Origin of the sequence: Vibrio rhizosphaerae (assembly GCF_024347095.1) — a bacterium.
GTDB lineage: Bacteria > Pseudomonadota > Gammaproteobacteria > Enterobacterales > Vibrionaceae > Vibrio > Vibrio rhizosphaerae.
The window spans coordinates 2082349-2104317 of the sequence record NZ_AP024903.1; the positions used below are offsets into that span (position 1 = coordinate 2082349).

At 45.8% G+C, this 21969-nt stretch carries 22 protein-coding genes; 12 read left to right on the top strand and 10 right to left on the bottom strand.

What is annotated here, in order from left to right:
* Positions 1-632: 632 nt before the first annotated feature.
* The 3 genes from mnmA to purB all read left to right on the top strand — a co-directional run bounded on the left by mnmA (position 633) and on the right by purB (position 3840).
* Positions 633-1763: a tRNA 2-thiouridine(34) synthase MnmA gene (mnmA, locus tag OCV37_RS08890; protein ID WP_038179594.1), complete on the top strand. Its 1131-nt coding sequence runs from the start codon at positions 633-635 to the stop codon at positions 1761-1763.
* A 16-nt stretch (positions 1764-1779) separates the two neighbouring features.
* Positions 1780-2397, top strand: coding sequence for a high frequency lysogenization protein HflD (hflD, locus tag OCV37_RS08895; protein ID WP_038179590.1), 618 nt, complete (start codon positions 1780-1782; stop codon positions 2395-2397).
* A 72-nt stretch (positions 2398-2469) separates the two neighbouring features.
* Positions 2470-3840 (top strand): adenylosuccinate lyase, encoded by a 1371-nt coding sequence (gene purB / locus OCV37_RS08900; RefSeq protein ID WP_038179586.1) that lies wholly within the window; start codon positions 2470-2472, stop codon positions 3838-3840.
* A 105-nt stretch (positions 3841-3945) separates the two neighbouring features.
* Here the strand turns inward: purB and htpX are convergent, their stop codons facing one another.
* The gene (gene htpX / locus OCV37_RS08905) at positions 3946-4809 is read right to left on the bottom strand and encodes a protease HtpX (RefSeq protein WP_038179583.1); all 864 of its coding nucleotides are present in this window, start codon (positions 4807-4809) and stop codon (positions 3946-3948) included.
* A 413-nt stretch (positions 4810-5222) separates the two neighbouring features.
* Here htpX and OCV37_RS08910 point away from each other — a divergent pair, with 413 nt between their 5' ends.
* The 8 genes from OCV37_RS08910 (at position 5223) to OCV37_RS08945 (ending at position 11062) form a co-directional block, all read left to right on the top strand.
* On the top strand, positions 5223-5396 hold the full coding sequence (locus OCV37_RS08910) for a hypothetical protein (protein ID WP_169739354.1): 174 nt from the start codon (positions 5223-5225) through the stop codon (positions 5394-5396).
* Positions 5397-5685: 289 nt separating this feature from the next.
* Positions 5686-6852: a glutathionylspermidine synthase family protein gene (locus OCV37_RS08915; RefSeq protein WP_038179581.1), complete on the top strand. Its 1167-nt coding sequence runs from the start codon at positions 5686-5688 to the stop codon at positions 6850-6852.
* A 240-nt stretch (positions 6853-7092) separates the two neighbouring features.
* Complete coding sequence (locus tag OCV37_RS08920) at positions 7093-7464, top strand: DUF2170 family protein (protein ID WP_390902292.1); 372 nt, start codon at positions 7093-7095, stop codon at positions 7462-7464.
* A 4-nt stretch (positions 7465-7468) separates the two neighbouring features.
* The gene (locus OCV37_RS08925; protein ID WP_038179576.1) at positions 7469-8164 is read left to right on the top strand and encodes a PspA/IM30 family protein; all 696 of its coding nucleotides are present in this window, start codon (positions 7469-7471) and stop codon (positions 8162-8164) included.
* 85 nt (positions 8165-8249) lie between these two features.
* Positions 8250-9278: an ion channel gene (locus tag OCV37_RS08930; RefSeq protein ID WP_038179575.1), complete on the top strand. Its 1029-nt coding sequence runs from the start codon at positions 8250-8252 to the stop codon at positions 9276-9278.
* A gap of 58 nt (positions 9279-9336) precedes the next feature.
* A complete protein-coding gene (locus tag OCV37_RS08935) occupies positions 9337-9975 on the top strand; it encodes a YjfK family protein (protein WP_038179574.1) in 639 nt (212 codons plus the stop codon).
* Between the two features lie 24 nt (positions 9976-9999).
* Positions 10000-10416, top strand: a complete 417-nt coding sequence (locus OCV37_RS08940; protein WP_038179572.1) for a DUF350 domain-containing protein — start codon at positions 10000-10002, stop codon at positions 10414-10416.
* A 7-nt stretch (positions 10417-10423) separates the two neighbouring features.
* Positions 10424-11062 (top strand): DUF1190 family protein, encoded by a 639-nt coding sequence (locus OCV37_RS08945; protein WP_261888081.1) that lies wholly within the window; start codon positions 10424-10426, stop codon positions 11060-11062.
* 93 nt (positions 11063-11155) lie between these two features.
* Here the strand turns inward: OCV37_RS08945 and bioD are convergent, their stop codons facing one another.
* From bioD to bioB, 4 genes are read right to left on the bottom strand one after another with little or no spacing between them, the layout of a single operon-like run.
* Entirely contained in the window at positions 11156-11836 is a 681-nt protein-coding gene (bioD, locus tag OCV37_RS08950) for a dethiobiotin synthase (protein WP_038179569.1), read from the bottom strand.
* Entirely contained in the window at positions 11836-12645 is an 810-nt protein-coding gene (gene bioC / locus OCV37_RS08955; protein WP_038179567.1) for a malonyl-ACP O-methyltransferase BioC, read from the bottom strand. Before bioC ends, bioD begins: the two co-directional genes overlap by 1 nt.
* Positions 12632-13789, bottom strand: coding sequence for an 8-amino-7-oxononanoate synthase (gene bioF / locus OCV37_RS08960; protein WP_038179565.1), 1158 nt, complete (start codon positions 13787-13789; stop codon positions 12632-12634). The genes bioC and bioF overlap by 14 nt, the downstream gene beginning before the upstream one ends.
* Positions 13773-14825 carry a biotin synthase BioB gene (gene bioB / locus OCV37_RS08965; RefSeq protein WP_038179564.1) on the bottom strand — a complete coding sequence of 351 codons (1053 nt, stop codon included), beginning with the start codon at positions 14823-14825 and terminating at the stop codon, positions 13773-13775. Before bioB ends, bioF begins: the two co-directional genes overlap by 17 nt.
* Before the next feature lie 104 nt (positions 14826-14929).
* Here bioB and bioA point away from each other — a divergent pair, with 104 nt between their 5' ends.
* Positions 14930-16219 carry an adenosylmethionine--8-amino-7-oxononanoate transaminase gene (gene bioA / locus OCV37_RS08970; protein WP_038179562.1) on the top strand — a complete coding sequence of 430 codons (1290 nt, stop codon included), beginning with the start codon at positions 14930-14932 and terminating at the stop codon, positions 16217-16219.
* A gap of 158 nt (positions 16220-16377) precedes the next feature.
* Here the strand turns inward: bioA and OCV37_RS08975 are convergent, their stop codons facing one another.
* The 5 genes from OCV37_RS08975 to OCV37_RS08995 form a co-directional block, all read right to left on the bottom strand.
* Positions 16378-16746: a VanZ family protein gene (locus OCV37_RS08975; protein WP_038179561.1), complete on the bottom strand. Its 369-nt coding sequence runs from the start codon at positions 16744-16746 to the stop codon at positions 16378-16380.
* 78 nt (positions 16747-16824) lie between these two features.
* The gene (locus tag OCV37_RS08980; protein ID WP_038179559.1) at positions 16825-18474 is read right to left on the bottom strand and encodes an FGGY-family carbohydrate kinase; all 1650 of its coding nucleotides are present in this window, start codon (positions 18472-18474) and stop codon (positions 16825-16827) included.
* A gap of 17 nt (positions 18475-18491) precedes the next feature.
* A complete protein-coding gene (locus OCV37_RS08985; RefSeq protein ID WP_038179556.1) occupies positions 18492-19457 on the bottom strand; it encodes an ABC transporter permease in 966 nt (321 codons plus the stop codon).
* Positions 19448-20449, bottom strand: a complete 1002-nt coding sequence (locus OCV37_RS08990; RefSeq protein WP_038179554.1) for an ABC transporter permease — start codon at positions 20447-20449, stop codon at positions 19448-19450. Before OCV37_RS08990 ends, OCV37_RS08985 begins: the two co-directional genes overlap by 10 nt.
* Entirely contained in the window at positions 20442-21935 is a 1494-nt protein-coding gene (locus OCV37_RS08995; protein ID WP_038179552.1) for a sugar ABC transporter ATP-binding protein, read from the bottom strand. Before OCV37_RS08995 ends, OCV37_RS08990 begins: the two co-directional genes overlap by 8 nt.
* Between the last annotated feature and the right edge of the window lie 34 nt (positions 21936-21969).

Genomic DNA, 21969 nt, shown 5'->3' on the forward strand with positions numbered 1-21969 from the left:
ATGGAAAGACTGCGTAAGTTTAGCTGCCAATATAGTCTTGAGCAATGCCCTGAACAACAGTAATCGATTTCACATCAAATATTAAGATATCCTTGATAAGAGCATATGAAATCCAGCGCGTGAATATAGATGCAATAAAGATTAATTTTATAAAATTATTATATCCGTTCCATATTTTTCAGTATTTTTAGCCAAAGACAAACTTGACATATAAACCATCCATGTATACCAGAAAATCATTTTTGTTTCTCAACAACTATTTTTATAATAAATACATATATTTTGTACACTTTTAATGGCTATTTTTTATCTCTCTTTACCATTACTCTTTTGTGACGCTTTGTGACCTTCTGCAACGCAAAATATCAGTTCATATCATAATGACAAAAATTTTTACAAAAAATCACATGTTGAATATCAATATGTTGATCATCTTTACGGTCTTAAAATATTGATAGTGTCTCTATCATTATCGGGTGAACATTTATCAAATGTAATGGATTAATTCCGAGTGAAATACACCGAACACAGCTTAATATCCATCCCCAAGATACAACCGCCAGATGAAGCTGTAACCGCCACATTCTTTCTGATAGAATCAGCAACCTCAACAGAACATGTGGTATTGAGAGATGTCAGAAAACCGAACAGCAAACGCACAGAAGAAAGTTATCGTCGGCATGTCCGGCGGCGTTGATTCATCCGTATCAGCTTACCTTCTCCAGCAACAGGGCTATCAAGTAGAAGGCCTGTTCATGAAAAACTGGGAAGAAGACGATCATGAGGAATATTGTACCGCAGCCGAAGATTTGGCTGATGCGCAAGCGGTTTGCGACAAATTAGGCATCTACCTTCATACCATCAATTTTGCGGCCGAATACTGGGATAATGTATTCGAATATTTTCTTGCCGAATATAAAGCGGGAAGAACACCAAATCCCGATATTCTGTGTAACAAAGAAATCAAGTTCAAAGCCTTTTTGGAGTTTGCTGAAGAGATTCTGGATGCCGACTATATTGCTATGGGACATTACGTCCGTCGGACTTTTCCATCGGGTCATGACAAACCGCAAATGTTAAGGGGCTTAGACAGCAATAAAGATCAGAGCTACTTCCTCTATACACTCAGCCATGAACAGATTGCCAAAAGCCTGTTTCCGGTCGGAGAGTTAGAAAAACCGCAAGTTCGTCAGATTGCTGAAGAACAAGGTTTGATTACGGCGAAGAAAAAAGACTCAACCGGCATTTGTTTCATCGGTGAGCGAAAATTTACCGATTTCTTATCGCGTTATCTTCCTGCGCAACCGGGTAAGATTGAAACGCCGGAAGGCAAAGTGATCGGTGAGCATCAAGGGTTGATGTATCATACTCTCGGCCAGCGTAAAGGACTGCATATCGGGGGGCTGAAAAACAGCAACGAACAACCTTGGTATGTGGCAGAAAAAGATTTACAACGCAATGTTTTGATCGCGGTACAAGGGTCGGATCATCCGCTCTTAAAATCTGAAGGGTTGATCGCCTCACAACTTCACTGGGTGGATCGTCTCATGCCGGAGCATCCGTTCAAGTGCACCGTGAAAACCCGCTACCGACAAACGGATATCCCATGTACGATTGTCCCGGCTAAAGATGGTAAACTGAAAGTCCTGTTTGATGAGCCTCAAATCGCTGTTACACCGGGACAGTCCGCTGTATTCTATCTCGGTGATATCTGCCTCGGCGGCGGGATCATCGAAACAAGAATTCCATACACTGTATTATAAAATTCAGGAGTTTTACGTGGCGAACACAAACTATGACCGTACAATCGCTTTTGCAGGCATTTGTCAGGCAGCATTTCTGGTCCAACAGGTTGCGAAAAATGGTTACTGTGATTCTGATGCCTTTGAAACTTCAATCAAAGCGATTCTAAACATGAATCCGGCCAGTACCATTGATGTGTTCGGACGTGAAGGGAATCTCAAGGTCGGGTTCGAATGCCTGACAAACGGGCTGGACAGCACGCCATCCGGTAGTGAACTGACACGCTATATTATTAGTCTGATGGCGTTAGAGCGTAAGTTGAACAGTCGCCGGGACGCCATGTCCCAGCTTGGAGACCGCCTTGAAATGCTTGAACGTCAGTCTACTCATTTTGAGCTTCTGGATGAACAAATGATGAGTAATATTGCGAGTGTTTATCTCGATGTCATCAGTCCGATCGGTCCACGCATCCAAGTGACAGGTACACCATCCGTATTACAACAAACCTCAAATCAACATAAAGTCCGCGCTTTGCTGTTGGCCGGGATCAGAAGTGCCGTTTTATGGCGTCAAGTCGGCGGCAAGCGCCGTCATCTTATTTTTGGTCGGAAGAAAATGGTCGAACAGGCTAGTATTCTTTTAGCTCGAATTTAAAAATATCGCGCGAATCAGGCGAACAAGATTCACTCTCAAATCTAACTCAATATCAATATTCAGGAGAAAAACATGGAACTGTCAGCACTGACTGCTGTTTCACCGGTAGATGGCCGTTACGGAAGTAAAACGATTGCGTTACGCAGTATCTTTAGTGAATATGGCCTCCTAAAGTATCGGACCATCGTTGAAGTCCGTTGGTTACAGAAGCTATCCAGCACCCCCGGCATTCAAGAAGTCCCTGCCTTCAGTCAAGAAGCAAATAACATTCTGAATGAGATTGCAGCCAACTTCAGTGAAGCGGATGCAGAGAGAATCAAAGAGATTGAGCGCACAACCAACCATGACGTCAAAGCGGTTGAGTACTTCCTGAAAGAAAAAGTGTCGGCCCACCCTGAATTGAATGCGGTCAGCGAGTTTATACACTTCGCATGTACGTCTGAAGATATTAACAACACCTCTCATGCTCTGATGCTCAAAGAAGCCAGAGAGACAGTGATTCTCCCTGAAATTCGTAAGATCATCGATGCAATTCGCGCGCTGGCAGCAGAGTATCGTGATATTCCGCTTCTGTCTCGTACTCATGGTCAACCAGCCTCTCCAAGTACCATGGGGAAAGAGATGGCCAATGTGGCCTACCGGATGGAACGTCAATATCAACAAATTGCCAATGTTGAAATTTTAGCCAAAATCAATGGTGCCGTCGGCAACTATAACGCGCATTTATCAGCTTACCCTGAATTAGACTGGCACCAGTTCAGTGAGTCGTTCATTACCGAGTCTCTTGGGGTGACATGGAATCCATACACAACCCAGATCGAGCCGCACGACTATATTGCAGAACTGTTTGATGCGATTGCTCGTTTCAACACCATCTTGATTGATTTTGATCGTGATGTCTGGGGTTATATCGCTCTGGGCCACTTCAAACAAAAAACCATCGCGGGTGAAATTGGTTCGTCAACCATGCCACATAAAGTCAACCCGATTGATTTTGAAAACTCAGAAGGCAACCTTGGATTAGCCAATGCGGTGTTCTCTCATTTAGCACAAAAACTACCGATTTCTCGCTGGCAGCGTGATTTAACCGATTCGACTGTACTACGTAACCTTGGTGTTGGTGTTGGTTATGCCATGATTGCCTATAGCTCGACCTTGAAAGGTATCAGTAAGCTTGAAGTCAACCGCGCAGCTTTACTGGCTGAATTAGATCAGAACTGGGAAGTTTTGGCAGAACCCGTTCAGACCGTGATGCGCCGTTACGGTATCGAGAAGCCTTATGAAAAACTCAAAGAACTGACTCGTGGTAAACGTGTCGACGGAGAAGCAATGCGTCAGTTTATCGAAGGGCTGGCGATCCCCGAAGCGGAAAAAGCACGTCTGAAACAGATGACGCCAGCAAGTTATATCGGTCAGGCAATTGAACTTACCGACAAACTTTAAGCATGCGTTTCTTGGTTTGACGTTTTTTAGCTTGATGTTGGTTAACTTGACAGTAAAAAGGCTTCCGTTCGGAAGCCTTTTTTGATCTTTGCAGTCAGCTTTATATTACAGTTGACGTAATGCGGTAATTCTCTTCTCTAGCGGAGGGTGACTCATTAAGAGCTCAGTCAAAGAGCGTTTTCCATTAATACCAAACGCCATCATGGTTCCTTCCAACTGAGACTCTTGGCTCATTCTCAAACGTTCCAGTGCGGCAATCATTTTCTGTTTACCGACCAATTGCGCCGCGCCCGCATCCGCATGGAATTCCCGATGGCGGCTATACCACATCGTAATCATGCTCGCCAAGATGCCGAACACCAGTTCCAACACTATCGAAACTAAAAAGTAGACCATTGGGTTGCCGCTTTCCCCCTCATCTGAATCCCGGGAAGAGACAATACCGGCAATAAAACGCGCCATAAAGATAACGAATGTATTGACCACCCCCTGAAGCAACGTCATGGTCACCATATCACCGTTGGCAATATGGCTCATCTCGTGAGCCAGCACGGCTTCCGCTTCATCCCGGGTCATGTTGTGCAATAGTCCGGTCGAAACCGCAACCAGCGAATCATTCCGCTTGGCACCAGTCGCAAAAGCATTCATGTCAGGTGAGTCATAAATGGCAACCGTCGGCATACCGACTCCGACCTGTTTCGCCTGACGTTTTACCGTCTCAAATAGCCAATGCTCGGTTTCGTTCCTCGGATTTTCAATGACCATACCACCGACCGATCGTAATGCGATCCCTTTTGACATCAGCAATGAAATCAATGACCCACCAAAACCAAACACTGCGGCCAAAACCAGTAACCCTGACAAACTGCCCGGCCTGATCCCGGTCACCGCATAAACAATATTCAAGACAATACTGAGCACCAGTATGACAGCAAGGTTAGTTGCCAAAAATAACAAAATGCGTTTCATGACTCACTCTCCCATGAGAAACATACACAAGTTGATCGTTCGTTGCATTTACGCCGTCACGACCTATTATTTAATTCTTATACAGCGTCATCTGCCACTTTGATTCGTCCGTAAAACTGTTCCGTCAAACAGAGCGTACTGACCCATATATCCATAAGTATGGTCGTCTATTTCAAAAACAAGGTGAAGCGGTAAATTGCAACATTTGATGACAACGTCACGCCAAGCAAACATGGTTCGGCCCTTCCCCAGCCATCCCTGTTTTATCAGTATCCAATCACCTGAAGGTCGTCATTCAACGATACTGACAGCCCTATAAAATTAGACTTTAGTCTTATTGTCAATTCCCGGAAAGACATCTACTTTTACCGAGTACGATGTCGTTCCATACATGATAAAAAAAGGAAACCGTCATGTCAGAAGCTAACAATTATCAAATGGCTATTGATCTATTACGTTGTCATTTGGGTCTGTCCGAAGAGGAAGCGAAACAACAGCTCGGTATAGACCAACCGGTATATGAGCAGAAAAAACAACATCAGTCACATGCTAAATCCGCTCAATATACTTATCCGGCAACACACTAGCGTTTTTCTCTACTTAAGCCGTTATCCATTCAAGATGACGGCTTTTGTTCTTGTGGTTAACCTTTCATCTGTTCTCTCAATATTTTTCCGGAACATTTGCCTGCCCATCCAGTCTCACCGAAAAGATAAATATCGTTCTTTACTGACACTTTTCATTACTATTCAATAAATAACTTGCAGCATAGTCAGTAAAGCTCATATAATCGATTGAATTTTAAATATTTTATCTGTCTGAACGCTTATTATTCGGACAATTTAGTCAACCACAACGGATCATAGCGATATCATCATGCTTCGATTAAATGCCGAGGAACGGCCGCACTGGCGAGATTTAGCGAAACAATTCGGCTTTGGATTTCATACTGCTTATGGTGAACCCTACTGGGATGAAACCGCTTATTATCAGTTCACCCTGAAACAGATCGAAGATGATTTAGAAAAACCCACCGAAGAGATCCATCAAATGTGTCTGGAGGTTGTGGATACCGTGGTCGGCAATGAGTACTGGCTTCAGAAATTCCAGATTCCGGAGTCGATGTGGCAAGGCTTGTATGATTCATGGCAGAAACGTGAACCGTCCCTATATTCCCGTGTCGATTTCGCCTACAACGGCACTCAACCTGCCAAGTTATATGAAAATAACGCCGATACCCCAACCAGTCTTTATGAAACGGCATTCTGGCAGTGGTTATGGCTTGAAGATATGGTGAACCACGGCAAAATCCGCCGCGATGCTGACCAATGTAACTTATTGCAAGAACTGCTGATTAGCCGCTTTCAACAACTGGCTACCTACCAACCCGGCCAAACACTTCATCTCTGCTGTTGTAAGGACTCTGTCGAAGACCGCGGCACCGTTCAGTATTTAGAAGATTGCGCGAGAGAAGCCGGACTATCGACAACCTTTGTTTATGTCGAAGATATCGGCTTGAACACCCAAGGACAGTTCACCGATTTAACCGATAAACCGATTCATTGGATATTTAAACTCTATCCTTGGGAATTTATGTTCCGGGAAGAATATGCAGCCAATATTCAAACGGCTTCGGTCAACTGGTTAGAACCCATGTGGAAGTCAATTATCAGTAACAAAGCGCTGTTACCTTTGTTGTGGAAAATGTTTCCCAACCATCCGAACCTGCTCCCGGCCTATTTTGCAGATGACAAAGAACTCGGGACACTCAAAGATTATGTGATTAAGCCTATATTTGCTCGCGAAGGGGCTAATATAACGATTGTCCAGAATGGCCGTCAGACGCTCAGAACCGATGGCCCATATGGCGATGAGGGTGTGATCTATCAGGCTTACCATCCTTTACCGAAATTCGGACAGCAATATACCCTGATCGGAAGTTGGCTGGTCAATCAGGAAGCCGCCGGAATCTCTATCCGGGAAGATATTTCGCGAGTCACACAGGATATGTCGCGTTATGTACCACATATTATTATTGACTGACCCACGATGATTGACGGGTCAAGATAACCGCCAAGCTGCGGATATCATGAATCTTTTTACTCATAAAAAACAATGTAGGGGTTGTTGTTTACCCTTGATAGTGACAAGGTAGCATTCAACCATAGATAACAGGATGAAATACATCAACTGACCAGTTTTCAGGCTGCGTATAAGCACCTGACCTTTAGTTGACTGTACTTCAGAGACAAGGAGAAACCTATGTGGCAAATTCATGAAATGATGCCCATTCTTCAACACAACGACGATTGGCAAGTGCAAACCCAGGGTGATGCCCTGATTATCACCAATGCTGACGGTATTCAAGCTTATATTGCCGTGGCCGGTGAACAGATTCTTGCTGAAGTGGTGCTCTTTCCAGCCACACATGTCAAAGATCAGGCACAACTGAATGCGCTGATTTTGAAAACACACAAGATGTTCCCGCTCTCAACCATTGCGATTAACGAGATCAATCAGGCCGATTATTATGTGGCTTTCGGTGCGTTATCATCGCAGTCCAAAGCAGAAAGTATCCTCATTGAGGTTGAAACCCTGTTCCGTAATGTGGAAGCATTTATCGAGTTGTATCAGGAAGAGTTAGTCACGGAGTAATATCATGAGTGTCTGGAAAAAATTATTTACCGCGATTAAAGGCGGTGCCAACGAAACCGCAGAAGCAATTGTCGATCAGCAAGCACTGCGTATTTTGGATCAGGAAATTCGTGAAGCAAAAGCAGAATTGAAGCGTTCAGATGAAGCACTGGTCGGTATTGTTGCGAAACGCAAACTGTCCGAGCAAAAAATTGCATCTCTGGAAGAAGGTATCGCAGAATACGAAGCACATGCTCGCAATGCAATGGAAAAAGGCGCGCAGGATCTCGCCCTTGAATGTGCCCAAAAAGTTGCCGATCTCAGAAATGATGCTTCTGTAGAGAATAACTATCTCGGAGAGTTTAAAAAATCTGAGCAAGTCATGCGTACCAATATCACTCAGGCCAAAAGTAAACTCCGTCAACTGGAACAGCAGATTGATGTGGTCAAAGCCAATGAGGCGGTACAAAAAGCACAAAGTGCTGTTTCAGCGACCAATGTCGGTGCCAATGCCAAAATGCATACTGCCGTTGAGTCTCTGGAGCGAATTAAGAAGCGTCAGGCAGAACGCAGTGCCCAGTTAGAAGCTGCAGCAGAAATGGCCGAGGAGAGTAGCGGCCAGAGTTTGGATCGTAAACTGGCAGATGCGGGAATCACCGCTGGTGGAAAAAGTTCAGCCAGTGATGAACTTGAGCGTATTCTGAAAGGCGGTCAGTCGTAAGCTCTCACGTTACACCGTGTGGCAGTTGTGTTGAACAACTGCCACACGCGCGGTGACTCTCATTACAACAACATTCAAAACGATTATGCCTATCTTTATTCAATTAAGACGTTGGATATATACACAAATTCACCAAATGAACGAGAAGAATATTATTCTCGCATTTGGTGGCTATCTGGTGGTGAGCTGGCTGGGACTGAATGCGATCGGCGAGACAGCAATTACCCAATCATTTACCGATTTCGTCTACTACCTCGTTGTGACGTCTTCAACGGTCGGTTATGGTGATTTTTCACCGGTAACCGATGCAGGCAAATGGTTTGTCGCATTGTTTATCATTCCGGTCGGACTGGGTATTTTTGCCCTGACGGTTGGCCGCATCGCCACACTATTCATCTTGTACTGGAAACGAAGTCTACTTGGCAAACGGAAAATTAAAGTGAATGATCATATATTAGTCTTGGGCTGGAACGAACAACGGACACTGCACCTGATCAATATGTTACGACACGAACAAGATACGCCACGTCCGATTGTGCTGTGTGTCCGCCCGGAAATCGAAAACCCTCGTCCCGGAGAAATCGAGTTCGTCCGCGTGACCAGCTTCACCGATCAGGCAGGTATGGACCGGGCCGGAGTACAACATGCCAGTTGTATTATCATCGATAATCCAGAAGATGATATTACCCTTTCTGCGGCTTTATTCTGTTCGGGCCAGAACCCGGATGCCCACATTCTGGCTTATTTCAATGATGAAGGTCTCAGTACCCTTCTCAAACAACATTGTCCGAATGTCGAATGTATTCCTTCCGTGTCGGTCGAAATGCTTGCCAAAGCGGCAGTTGATCCTGGCTCGAGTATCCTTCACCATGAACTCCTGAGTTCGGAGAAAGGAATGACTCAATATTCGGTCATCTATCCGGCCGGACAGAGCCAAACATCGCTGGAAGCGTTATTCCTGCAATTCAAGCAGCAATATGAAGCGATTTTGATTGCCGTTGATCGTGGGCAAGGGATTGAACTCAACCCACCACTCAGTACATCAATCACCGGTGGCGACAAACTATTTTATATTGCTGAAAAACGTATTCATCAATTCCGGTGGTCTGTCTAACGACGCTTAAATCAGTGGTTGTTATTCAGTTCGTCATGACTTTAATCAAGGTGATACCATGTTTAGCTGGCTAAAGAAAAAAATGACTGACTCACAAGCATCGGAGTCGACCGCACCTGAAGCGCTCGGTTTTCGTCTGGGAGGTGCCTTTGAGTTTGATACTCTCAAGCTTAAGTTAATTGAGCCCGAGTTAATTATCGAAGGTGTTTCATCCACTCAGCTGATCCAAGCCGTCGGCGAGATCCAATTGGACGCACAGACCCGCTTACTCCGTTTTTATACCGATGATGACGGTTATGTACAGGTCTTACAGGAAGGAACACAAGACACCGATGTCCGTGAAGTCAAAATGTTTTATTACTATGACACCTCACCGATCGACACCGAGAATCAATGGCAAACACTACTTGAAAGTGGCATCGTCAAAACGGACTGGTCATTGGAATCTCATCAATTTAAAAAAGCCTGGGACAATATCGTGCCCGTCGCAATGACAGAAAAAACCTGGCATCAAGATGGCTCAGTCACGGAAACCGATCAATTTGTGATGGTTTACGAACGAGAAACTGAGTCTGGTTACTTTGAAGGCCTCATGGTGGCCGGAGAAGAAGTGATTAAGCAGTACAACGCCGAGCATTGTCTGGTATTAAGCACTTATTTTGAACTCACCCCGACCGATTTTAAAATCATTGGATAATTATTGCTGTATTAGGAAATATTTATGGAACTTATACGTCACTCACTCCTTGGACTTGGGAATTTTTCACTTTACTTTGTGATCTCACTGGTGTTTCTGATTCTGTTTAAGCTGATCTATGTGCGAATCACCCCTTATGATGAGTGGAAACTGGTCAAAGATGATAAAAATACTGCCGCCGGGATTGCCCTATCCGGTTCGATGATTGGCTTTTCTCTGGCGCTTGCCGGCGCTGCCAGTAATGCGGTCAACCTCGTTGATTTTTGTGTCTGGAGTTTGGTTGCCCTGATTGCCCAAGTTGTCGCTTTTCTGGTGGTTCGCTTCGGCTTTATGCCTAAGCTCGCAGAACGAATCGAAGCCGGAGAAATCCCAGCAGCGATTTTGATGGCAGCGATGTCAGTCTCTGTCGGTCTGTTAAATGCGGCCTGTATGACCTACTAGGAGCAGAATGATGAAGAGAAGTAAACAAGTCGTTCTGGCACACATGAAAAAAGACTGGCGTTGTGCCGCTTATGCCCCGATCACCGTTGCAATCGCTGGTCTTGCTCTGTCCGGGTGTGGCGACAGCGGTAAAGATGCCGTCATTTATAAAAGTTTGAATGATTGTATCAAAGATAACCCGAGCTATACCTCTGAATGTAAGGCGGCTTACCAGAATGCAGTCACAGAATCAGCCCGGACCGCTCCCCGCTACAATTCACTCAATGACTGTATTGCTGATTTTGGCGTGGATATGTGTCGCTCAGATCCGAATCATCATAATTGGTTTATGCCGGCAATGGCCGGATTCATGTTTGCCAGAATGATGGATGGCCCTCGGCCCTATTATTCACAGCCGATGTTCTATTCTAATTACCCTTACAGCCCGTATTATCATCAATGGCGCAGTGCAAGCGGTAATCGTTATGGCAGTTCGAGTTATAGAACCAATCCGGTGAAAATTCATCGCGATCAGATGACCCCCAAACCAACGGTGACCCGGACCATCTCCCGGGGTGGTTTTGGCTCGACATCATCGGCAAAATCAAGCTGGGGCAGTTCTTCAAGTCGCAGCTTCGGTTCTTCCAGCCGGAGCTGGGGCGGCTAACAGCGCTGTGGTTCGATGTGAACCATCCTCACCCCATAAAAATGCCGAGAAAATCTCGGCATTTTTGTTGTCATGGTGTGGTGGTGAATGGACTTAAGCCAGTAGCGGCCCGACATTGATAAATCGTCCCAACTCCTGACGCTTCGCACTGGGTACATAAGGGATTTCTCCCAGCTTCGGCGCATTCATTTTCTGTTCCAGCATCTCAATAATATCGGCATAATGCTCAGTCCCCGGATTGATCCGATTGGCAACCCATCCGATAATCTCCAGACCATCCGCCCGGATACTTTCTGCGGTCAGCATGGCATGATTGAGACAGCCCAACTGGATACCAACAACCAGTACCACTGGCACGCGTTCTTGTTTGACCCAGTCAGACAAACAGACGCTATCCGATACCGGCACACGCCAGCCACCAGCACCTTCAATCAATACAATATCCGTGTTGGCTTTATGCTGTGCTAACTTGTCACTTAATACTGAAAAATCGATCGTCACCCCTGCATGTTTTGCTGCAATATGTGGCGACGTCGGTAACGCCAGCGCATAAGGATTGATATTGTCATAATCACTTTGACAGGTCGAAACCTTAATGAGATGTAAAGCATCGGAATTACGAAAACCGGATTCGGTTTTCTCACACCCTGCTGCCACCGGTTTATAACCTATCGTTTTTAAATCCTTGGCAGCAAGTGCCTGTAAAATCGCTTTTGATGCGACCGTTTTACCGACATCCGTATCTGTACCTGCAATAAATAGTGCGTCGATCATTACTGAATAACCCCAAAACAAACCTGATAAGTAGCAGGAACCAGCCCTTCTCGGTTGGCGAATTTTTGATAGACCGCCTCAACCTGAGCAAGCATTCGGTGGCTGGTTAACCGACTCGTCCGCTCGTCAATATGTGTTGCACCAATGCCTTTTAAATCTTTCATGAGTTGCATTGCTGAGTCGTACCAAAGCTCGAACGAACATAAGTCTATCTGATACGGTGTGCACCCAGCTTGCGCTAACGCAATTTTTACCGCATTCCCGGAGAGAAAGCGGTTCACATGTCGGGCTGAATCAACTTCCCCCCACGCTTGTTCCAGTTCGGTCAAAGAACCGGCAACTAAAATGGAGAAGCAGCCCTTCCCTGCCGGTTTGAGAACCCTTTTGATTTCCCGGAATGAAACCGTCAGCGATTCACACCATTGCAGCGCTAAACTAGAGAATACGAAGTCAACACTGCGATCGGCTAAGGGTAACGCTTCTGCATCACAGCGGCAGTATGTTAATCCGGACGTACCGCACCGCTGCCTGGCTTGCGCCAGCATGTGCTGGGACAAATCGGCGCAAATGACCTCAGCACCACGCTGTCGCAGTTGCGCTGAAAAAAAACCGGTCCCACATCCCAGATCCAACACAACACAGCCACATAAGTCCTGCGGTAAATAATTCAGCAGTTGCTGACCGACATCACGCTGGAACGCCGCATGGCGATCATAATGTTGTGCCGCTTTACCAAAAGCTGCCGCAATCCGCGCCTTTCTCTGAGATGCATCCGATGATGCTGACTGGGAAAACTCAGGATTCACCATGCCTCTCCATGACTTGTCGTAATGTCATTGCTAATTGACGCACCTGCGCTTCACTGTGTCCGGCGGTCAAGGTCACTCTGAGTCTTGCTGTTCCTTGCGGGACAGTCGGCGGACGAATTGCACTCACCCAAATGCCCTGCTCCCGAAGTGCCGTCGCAACCCGTAAAGTCCGTTCGCTGCTGCCAATAATCAGGGGTTGGATCGGTGTCTGTGACAGCGCTGTTGCTACATGCCCGAGCCGCTCTTGATATATTCCCTGAAGCAACTGCAATTTATCGCGCCGCCACTGTTCACGTTGAATCATCTCAATGGCCCGACTGAGCGCATAAGCTTGTGCCGGAGGGATTGCCGTCGAATAGACATGATGTCTGGCAAACTGGGTAAGATAATCGCCGACATCTCGATCGCACAAAACAGCGGCACCTGAAAGTCCAAAGGCTTTGCCGAACGTCACCACCAACAGATCAGGATGAATACCGACCGCAGCACAACTCCCGGAGCCATCAGGTCCTAATACCCCGATACCATGAGCATCATCCACCATGAAAACGGCCCGATGCCGGACACAGTCACTCAATGCCACGAGCGGCGCGCAATCGCCATCCATGCTAAATACCCCTTCAGTGACCACCATATTGGTTTGATCGGCCGACAACAGTGCTGAAAGATGAGCCGCATCATTGTGACGAAAGCGCTTCATCGTCGCTGCCGAAAGCATGCCGGCCTCCATCAGGGAAGCATGATTCAAACGATCCTGTAGCAATAGGTCGTCCTGTTGTAACAGGGTAAACAGCACCGCCTGATTGGCACTAAACCCAGAATTGAACAGAATCGCCCGTTCATATCCCAGCCATTCACACAGTAGGGTTTCAAGGGTTTGATGAGTCTGATGAAACCCGGTCACTAACGGTGAAGCACCACTGCCACAGCCATAACGGCTGAGCCCCTCTTGCCATGCGGTAATCAGGGCCGGGTCGGTGGCAAGACCGAGATAATCATTACTGGAAAAATGAAGATATGTCTGTCCCTGATGAACGAATTGCGCCCCGCTTTGACGTGCAAGCGGCACCAGTTTGCGCGTCAGCCCCTGAGCTGCGCGTTCAGCTAATGCGCTCGTGACCCGCTGTTTAAAGGCTCGCTTCATAGAACAGATCATCTTTTCCGGGACGTGCAGCGACACGTTCGACCACACGATCAAGTAACTCGTTTTCCTCAATTTCGTCTGGCTTTTGTACCACTTGCTGACGATTAATCCCTAGCTTACGGAACAGTTGCATGTCACTGTCTTCCGCCGGATTCGGTGTGGTCAGTAATTTACAGCCGTAAAAAATAGAATTCGCACCCGCCATAAAACAGAGTGTCTGCATTTGCTCGTTCATTTGTTCCCGTCCGGCTGACAAGCGGACCGCAGACTGAGGCATCATAATCCGGGCCACTGCAATCAGGCGGATAAAATCAAACGGGTCGACATCCTCAGCCGATTCCAGCGGGGTGCCTTTGACTTTTACCAACATATTGATCGGCACACTCTCCGGCTGAGTCGGCAAATTCGCCAGCTCCACCAATAGCCCGGCACGATCATCGGTGCTTTCACCCATGCCAATAATGCCACCGGAACAAATTTTCATCCCGGCATCCCGGACATGCGCCAGTGTATCGAGGCGATCCTGATAAGTTCGGGTGGTGATAATATTGCCGTAAAATTCAGGGGAAGTGTCCAGATTGTGGTTGTAGTAATCCAGCCCGGCATGAGCCAGCTCCTGCGCTTGCTCCGCAGTGAGCATCCCCAGAGTCATACAGGTTTCCAGCCCCATACCTTTCACTCCGGAAATCATCTCTTTTAACAATGGCATATCACGTGCTTTCGGATTCTTCCATGCCGCTCCCATACAAAAACGAGTCGAACCGGACGCCTTTGCTTTCTGGGCGGCATCCAGCACTCGCTCAACTTCCATCAGCCGTTCTTTGTCAACATCAGTCCGATAATGGGCACTTTGCGGGCAGTATTTACAATCTTCAGGACATGCACCGGTTTTAATCGATAGCAAGGTGCTGACCTGAACATAGTTATGCGGTTGGTAGTGACGATGTACTTGCTGGGCTTCAAACAATAAATCCATAAACGGTTTATTGAGCAAAGATTGCACTTCTGCAACGGTCCAATCATGACGAACTTCCACGTGTATTCCTTCTTCTTATCAGAGAGACTTTTGTTGGCTAGTCTAATCAGAAGCGCTACACTGTCAACAAAATAAAAACATATAGGTTTACATCAGACTTAAATATGAACACATTAGATTTAGATTTCGACCGAAATCACATCTGGCATCCTTATACCTCGACGATCTCACCGCTCAATTGTTATCCGGTCAGTCATGCCAGCGGCAATCAAATTCACTTAGAAAGTGGTGAAGTATTAATCGATGGGATGTCGTCCTGGTGGGCTGCGATTCATGGTTACAACCACCCGCACCTGAATGCGGCCGTCACCGAACAGTTGTCACGAATGTCGCATGTGATGTTCGGCGGTCTGACCCATCAACCCGCCATAGGATTGTGTCAAAAGTTATTGCAAATGGTCCCGGCATCACTTCAGCATGTTTTTCTTGCAGATTCAGGCTCCGTGGCTGTCGAAGTGGCTTTGAAAATGGCGCTGCAATACTGGCATAGTCGCGGAGAATCCCGGCCACGTTTTTTAACCCTGCGTCATGGTTACCACGGTGATACATTTGCCGCCATGTCTGTCACCGATCCGGATAACTCAATGCATCGTCTGTATCGGGGATTTCTGCCGGAACATCTGTTTGCAGACTCGCCACAAACCGGCTTTTATGAGCCGTGGAATCCACTCGATATCAACGACTTTCAGTCTCAGCTCGAACAACACCATCAACAAATCGCCGCCGTTATACTGGAACCGATTGTGCAAGGCGCCGGGGGGATGCGCATCTATCATCCTCACTACTTGCAAGCGGTCAGAAAGCTGTGTGATCAGTTCGGCGTATTGCTGATTGCCGATGAGATTGCGACCGGGTTTGGCCGAACCGGAAAACTGTTCGCGTGTGAACATGCGGGAATCGCACCGGATATTCTCTGTGTCGGAAAAGCTCTGACCGGGGGGTATATGACATTGTCTGCAACATTAACCACCCAGCACGTGGCGCAAACTGTTTGCGCCGGTGAAGCGCAATGTTTTATGCATGGTCCGACATTTATGGGCAACCCGCTGGCTTGTGCCGTTGCCGAAGCGAGTTTAAGTCTGATCGAAACAGGCGATTGGCAAACCCAAGTGCAGCAAATCGAGCATTTTTTTGCCACGCATCTGCCACCGCTGCAACAGTACGGGATGGTGAAAGATATACGCTGGCTCGGAGCTATTGGTGTCATCGAAACCCATCAACCGGTCAGAATGGCGGAGATTCAGGCGCACTTTGTCCGCCAAGGCGTCTGGATCCGTCCGTTTGGTCGGTTGATTTATCTCATGCCGCCTTATCTTTCGACGTCTGAAGATTTAACGCAGTTGGTACGAGCGATTGAACGGGCATTACAACAGTCGGCACTATTTTTTCAGTAGTTTGTTTTTTCAGGAGCTTGTTCTTCAGTAAATGGCTTTGTCACTCAACTGTTTTGCCAGTGCTGCATTTTCTCGGTAATCCGTTTTCTCTGTCACCCGAGTCAATCAACCATCGCTGAGTGGGCCGGACAATACCGTCTGCCCACCACGACAGGTGATCAATCTTGTGCTGAGAAACCTCGCGAATCAAAGTAATTCAGCCCTCTTGCCAACAACCAGCCACAGAACAACCCGCCCGCATTGGCGGCCAAATCCAGCCATTCGCCATAACGATTGACATAAGGCTGAATCAGCTCAATTCCACCGCTATAGGCCAGTAAAGCGACGCCAATCCATCCCCATCTTGCGGGTTGGCGTAATGCCACCGGAAACATCAGTGCGGCATAAGCGATGAAATGATGGGTCTTATCGGTTCCCGGGACATTCGGTAAGGTGGCAAGTGGCCATAGTGACAATACCGTGATCACAGCAAGGATCAATAGCATGATGTTCAGCCAGTACTGTTTGATGATGTGCAATTTGTTCATATTCTGCCAATACGGATGATATCCAAAAAGCTTACCCGATGGATGTAAGCTTTTTGAGCAACGATTTCGTACAAATCATTATGAGATATTCAATTCTCCCATGATTTTCCGATATTTCATATCATCTGCATACATTTCTAGAAATACCTTGTATTTCAAATCATAGAAAGATTTGATCAGTTCGGTTTGTGGCATAACCGTCTTGCTAATTCGACTCATTGAAGCCATCGCAGTCGGAATATCGGTATACGTACCGGAAGCGACCGCACCAAGCATCGCAGAGCCTAACAATACCGCTTCACTCTCCTCTGGCAGTAACATAGTACAGCCGGTCGCATTGACGTGTTCTTGAATGAATATGGGGTTTTTAGTCCCGCCACCACATGCCATGATCGTATCAATTGAGTAACCAGACTGATTTAAGGATTCAATGATGTGTCTGGTGCCTAAAGCAATTGACTGTATCGTTGCCAGATATTGAAGTGCTAAATCTTCTTCCGTTTGAATCATCTGCAATCCGGTCATCACACCGGTTAAACTGGGATCAGCACGGGGCGAGCGATTCCCGTGAAAATATGGCAACACATGCATATCTTTCGCCAAGAAAGCGATTCGGTCTTTTGCCCCCGCTAAATTTAATAAAATGTCATTCAGATACTCATAAATAGTTTGTGAATGACTTTGGGCTCGCTCTTGTGCCACATGATAAACCGGATGTGACGTAATGATATGATCAATGAGCGCGCCCGTGGCTGACTGACCACCTTCATTGAGCCAATAATCTGGCACCATCGCACCGTAGTACGCGCCCCAAACACCATCAATAAATCTGGCGGATTTGGACACCGCCATATGGCATGAAGAGGTACCGCCAATTAATGCCAGCCGCCGGTCAAAATCGACATGAGCATTCTTGTTAATATTTGAGGCGCCTAAAACACCAATGCCACCGGCATGCGCATCAATAATCGACGTCCCTACCGGAGTACCGGTAATCAGTCCGAGATCGTTGGCCGCATGTGCCGTTAATCCGTTCCCCACCGGCTGTCCCATCGGAATAATCTCGTTACCGATTTTCTGCGCATCATCCAGCAACAGATCGTCTAAACCAATGCGTTTGAAAAAGTCACGATCCCATTTGCCCTCATGGCCCAAATAAGTCCATTTACACACCGTAGAACAAAGCGAACGAGAATTACGATGGGTCGCTTTCCATGTTAAAAAGTCTGGTAAATCAAAGAAATACCCGGCATTAGACCAAGTGGTTGGTTTATGCTGTTTTAACCACATTAGCTTAGGCATTTCCATTTCAGGAGAAATACGGCTGCCGACATAATCAAGCACCTTATGTTTTGTCTCATTGATACGATTCGCCTGAGTGATTGCACGGTGATCCATCCACATAATCACATTTTGCTCATTTCGCCCCGTTGGGCTGACGGTGAGTGGTTTTCCTTCTTTATTGAGTACCACTAACGAGCACGTTGCATCAAAGCCGATCCCCTGAATATCATGCGGGTCTACATTTGCTTTCGAGATTGCATCTTTTACCGACAAGCAAACGCATTGCCAAATATCATCTGATGATTGTTCAACAAAATTTGCTTTCGGTTTAAACATCATGATGTTGCGTTTTGACTCTGCAAGCATCCGGCCAGAAATGTCGAATACTCCGGCTCGTGCACTCCCACTACCAACATCAACGCCAATAAAATAAATTGAACTCATAATTCACCCCGCACTTTTTATGAACGCTGACTATTTCTTTGTAAAAAAATAAAAAATATTAAAATCCCGCCATAAAGTGCCATGGTTAAATAACTACTAACACCGAGTAAGTTAAGACCACTTTCTAAAGACTGGAGGACGATCAGTGCTAAGCCGATACCCAATATGCGACCAAAGCCGCCATCAGGATTTATTCCGCCTAGCACCGAGGCTAAAATCGCGATGAGTAGGTATGACTCCCCATATCCGGCCTTAGCCGAGTTAAATTTCGCCATCATCACTAAGGCGGCCACCCAGCACAGCATTGAGGAAATAATATAGACATAAACCGTCACTTTTTGAGTATCAATGCCGGACAATCTCGTTGCTTTTTCGTTAGATCCCATCAGATAAATCGCCCGGCCAAGTCCGGTATGTTCCAGCAATATCCACAGTGAGAGCGCAAAGACAACAAATAGAATTAACGGCAACGGAACGCCTACAACAGAGCCATTGCCGATAAACAGGATCGCCTCAGGAAAACCGGAAATCACCGCACCGCCCGAGATAAGGACATTCAATCCATTGATGAACGTCATCGAACCCAGCGTTGCGAGGATCGGAGATACACCGACATAAGCAATTAAGCCACCGTTGAATAGACCAACGATGATGGCGGTAACAAGTCCGGCAAGTATTGCGATCAGGGTAACCATTAAATTATCGGGAGCAACATTGATGATACTGGCCATCACCAGACTACACGCATTGGTGGTTGCGATAATCGAAAGATTGATTCCTCCGGTCAGCATACACACAGCCATACTGAGCGCTAACAAACCAAGAATTGGGATTTGATAAGCCATTGACTGAATGTTATCTAATGAGAAAAAACTGCCACCGGCGGTCAGAAACATCAGTAAAAAGATTGCCACTAATATAAAGATTAAATATTGAATATTTTTGTCTGACGACATTTTCAATTTATTGATGATCATTTCCATGCCAATCCCTTCGATGCTTGTTTTCTTTCATTCATCGCCGTAGCACTAATACTTGCAACAATGATGATCCCGGTCAGGACGGTGTGCCAGTAAGATGGGATGCTCAATAGCGTCAATCCATTCTTCACGATGGCCAGTAAGATAACGCCAAGCACGACCCCAATCAGCCGCCCTTTTCCCCCGGTCATACTTGCCCCACCTAATACAACAGAAGCGAGCACAATCAGCTCAAATCCCATCAATGAATTCGGCGCGACAGATTGGGTGATTTGTGTCTGAATCACAGCGGCAATCCCGGAAACAGCCCCCATAAAGCCATAAACAAAGATGTGTAACCTGAAAATATTGATCCCCATTCTGGATGCCGATTCCGTGTTACCACCAACCGCATAGATTTGTCTTCCTAACGTGGTTTTATTCATTAACAACGAGGTGCAGGCGACAACAACGATCAAGGCTATAATCGGTAAAGAAACCCCATACTGATACCCATCAGAACCGGTAAAGGTGAACCACTCAACGCCATTCATGAACCATTCAGGGAAACCATATAGCCAATCGCCACGACTGAAATACATCAGTAAACCAAACCAGACATTCAGTGTCGAAATCGTAATAATAATTGCAGGTACTTTAAGGCGATAGACGAGCAGCGCGTTGACGGTTCCTAATATAAACCCGACGATTATTGATATGGCAAAGGCAAGATAAAAATTACCACCATAATGCAAAATATATAATGCCGTTATATATTGTGATATCGCTGTCATTCCCGGGAACGAAATATCAATACCACCAAATACCAGAACAACAAATAACCCGCATGCCAATATACCTAGAATTGCTGAGCTGACAGTCATGTCAAATAAATTACCTACGGTAAAAAAATCCGTTGTTGTCATAGACAACCCCAGCATCAGTACAATAATCAAAACCGATAAATAAAATTCATGTTGCTTTGTAATCCAAGAGAGTTTTAATTGACTAGGCATTGACCGCCTCCATTATTTCAACTTCTGAGCAATTTTCAGGATAAAACTCTTGAGTTAGCCGACCTTCTTTCATGACATAAACGCGATGACTATTATAATAAACTTCAGGAATTTCATCGCTGATCATTAATATCGCAATCCCTTGTTTAGCTAAATCTTGCATAATCCGATAAATACTTTCTTTATTGGCAATATCAACGCCGACTGTCGGTGAATCCAGAATTAATAACTCTGGTTCGGCGGCAATCCATTTTGCAATTGAAATACGCTGCGCATTACCACCAGACAGGCTGGTCACAGGCAATTCAGGATCAGAAACTTTGATACTTAATGATTGAATTAATCGACGTACCAAAGATTTGGCTTTCTCATGGTCGAGTAATCCATGATTGCTTTTCAATCTGGAGAAAATGGCGGAGATAACATTATCGTGAATGGACTGAGCCATGACCAGACCAGTGGACATCCGATCTTCAGATACATAGCCAATCCCGGATGCAATAGCGTCTCGATTGGACTTGAAAGACACGGCTTCTCCCTTAACGAGTATACTGCCCGAATCAGGTTGGGTCATACCAAACAAACTCATACACAACTCGGTTCGACCAGATCCCAGCAAACCAGTGATCGCTACAATTTCACCCGTTTGAACAGAGAAATTAATATCTTCATATTCATGGGCACGCGTTAAATGCTTCACTTCTAATTGCGTTGTTCCTTGAGGGTTGTAGGCCGGTAGCGGTTTAAATTCGAACTTTTGCCCGGTCATTAAAAAGGCCAAATCGTCACGACTCGTTTCATTGGCATTGTATGTCCCGACAGTTTCACCATCACGAATCACGGTAATTCGATCAGAGATCTCCATAACTTCATCCAGTTTGTGACTGACAAACACCACGGTAATCCCTTTTGCTTTCAAATCCAGAACTACTTTAATGAGCTGATTCACTTCGTGACGAGTCAGGGAGGCGGTCGGTTCATCCATAATCACTAATTTGGCTGCTGAAGCCATTGCCCGACAAATCGCAACGATTTGGCATTGTGCAATAGATAACTGATCAACGGTGATATCTAAAGGAAGAGAAATCCCAACTTTCTCCATCGCTTTCAGGGCAATTTTTTTTGCTTTATCTTTATTCACTAATCCAAATGGAGATTTCACATTTTCTTGGATAGCAATATTTTCTTGGACAGTTAAATTATGAAACAAGGAAAGATCTTGATAAATAACCTGTATGCCTTTTCTAATTGATATTTCTGGCGTCAGTTTTTCATACTTTTTACCATTCAAAATAATTTCCGATCCGGGCTCCGGCACATGAATACCGGAAATCACTTTAAATAAAGTACTTTTGCCACAACCATTCTTCCCAGCTAAACAGTGTACCTCCCCCATGTTGAACTCTAAATTTACTTTATTCAGCGCTTTTACATTACCAAAGTATTTAGATACATTTTTCAATGTGATAAATGGCACTTCAGACATATTCGTTCACCTTCGGCAATTGATCATCGGGGCT

What these genes read in the sequence shown, in the direction of transcription:
- mnmA (WP_038179594.1), top strand. Translation starts at nt 633, where the DNA reads ATGTCAGAAAACCGAACAGCAAACGCACAGAAGAAAGTTATCGTCGGC.
- purB (WP_038179586.1), top strand. Translation starts at nt 2,470, where the DNA reads ATGGAACTGTCAGCACTGACTGCTGTTTCACCGGTAGATGGCCGTTAC.
- htpX (WP_038179583.1), bottom strand. Translation starts at nt 4,809, where the DNA reads ATGAAACGCATTTTGTTATTTTTGGCAACTAACCTTGCTGTCATACTG.
- OCV37_RS08910 (WP_169739354.1), top strand. Translation starts at nt 5,223, where the DNA reads ATGTCAGAAGCTAACAATTATCAAATGGCTATTGATCTATTACGTTGT.
- OCV37_RS08915 (WP_038179581.1), top strand. Translation starts at nt 5,686, where the DNA reads ATGCTTCGATTAAATGCCGAGGAACGGCCGCACTGGCGAGATTTAGCG.
- OCV37_RS08920 (WP_390902292.1), top strand. Translation starts at nt 7,093, where the DNA reads ATGCCCATTCTTCAACACAACGACGATTGGCAAGTGCAAACCCAGGGT.
- OCV37_RS08925 (WP_038179576.1), top strand. Translation starts at nt 7,469, where the DNA reads ATGAGTGTCTGGAAAAAATTATTTACCGCGATTAAAGGCGGTGCCAAC.
- OCV37_RS08930 (WP_038179575.1), top strand. Translation starts at nt 8,250, where the DNA reads ATGCCTATCTTTATTCAATTAAGACGTTGGATATATACACAAATTCAC.
- OCV37_RS08935 (WP_038179574.1), top strand. Translation starts at nt 9,337, where the DNA reads ATGTTTAGCTGGCTAAAGAAAAAAATGACTGACTCACAAGCATCGGAG.
- OCV37_RS08940 (WP_038179572.1), top strand. Translation starts at nt 10,000, where the DNA reads ATGGAACTTATACGTCACTCACTCCTTGGACTTGGGAATTTTTCACTT.
- OCV37_RS08945 (WP_261888081.1), top strand. Translation starts at nt 10,424, where the DNA reads ATGATGAAGAGAAGTAAACAAGTCGTTCTGGCACACATGAAAAAAGAC.
- bioD (WP_038179569.1), bottom strand. Translation starts at nt 11,836, where the DNA reads ATGATCGACGCACTATTTATTGCAGGTACAGATACGGATGTCGGTAAA.
- bioC (WP_038179567.1), bottom strand. Translation starts at nt 12,645, where the DNA reads ATGGTGAATCCTGAGTTTTCCCAGTCAGCATCATCGGATGCATCTCAG.
- bioF (WP_038179565.1), bottom strand. Translation starts at nt 13,789, where the DNA reads ATGAAGCGAGCCTTTAAACAGCGGGTCACGAGCGCATTAGCTGAACGC.
- bioA (WP_038179562.1), top strand. Translation starts at nt 14,930, where the DNA reads ATGAACACATTAGATTTAGATTTCGACCGAAATCACATCTGGCATCCT.
- OCV37_RS08975 (WP_038179561.1), bottom strand. Translation starts at nt 16,746, where the DNA reads ATGAACAAATTGCACATCATCAAACAGTACTGGCTGAACATCATGCTA.
- OCV37_RS08980 (WP_038179559.1), bottom strand. Translation starts at nt 18,474, where the DNA reads ATGAGTTCAATTTATTTTATTGGCGTTGATGTTGGTAGTGGGAGTGCA.
- OCV37_RS08985 (WP_038179556.1), bottom strand. Translation starts at nt 19,457, where the DNA reads ATGGAAATGATCATCAATAAATTGAAAATGTCGTCAGACAAAAATATT.
- OCV37_RS08990 (WP_038179554.1), bottom strand. Translation starts at nt 20,449, where the DNA reads ATGCCTAGTCAATTAAAACTCTCTTGGATTACAAAGCAACATGAATTT.
- OCV37_RS08995 (WP_038179552.1), bottom strand. Translation starts at nt 21,935, where the DNA reads ATGTCTGAAGTGCCATTTATCACATTGAAAAATGTATCTAAATACTTT.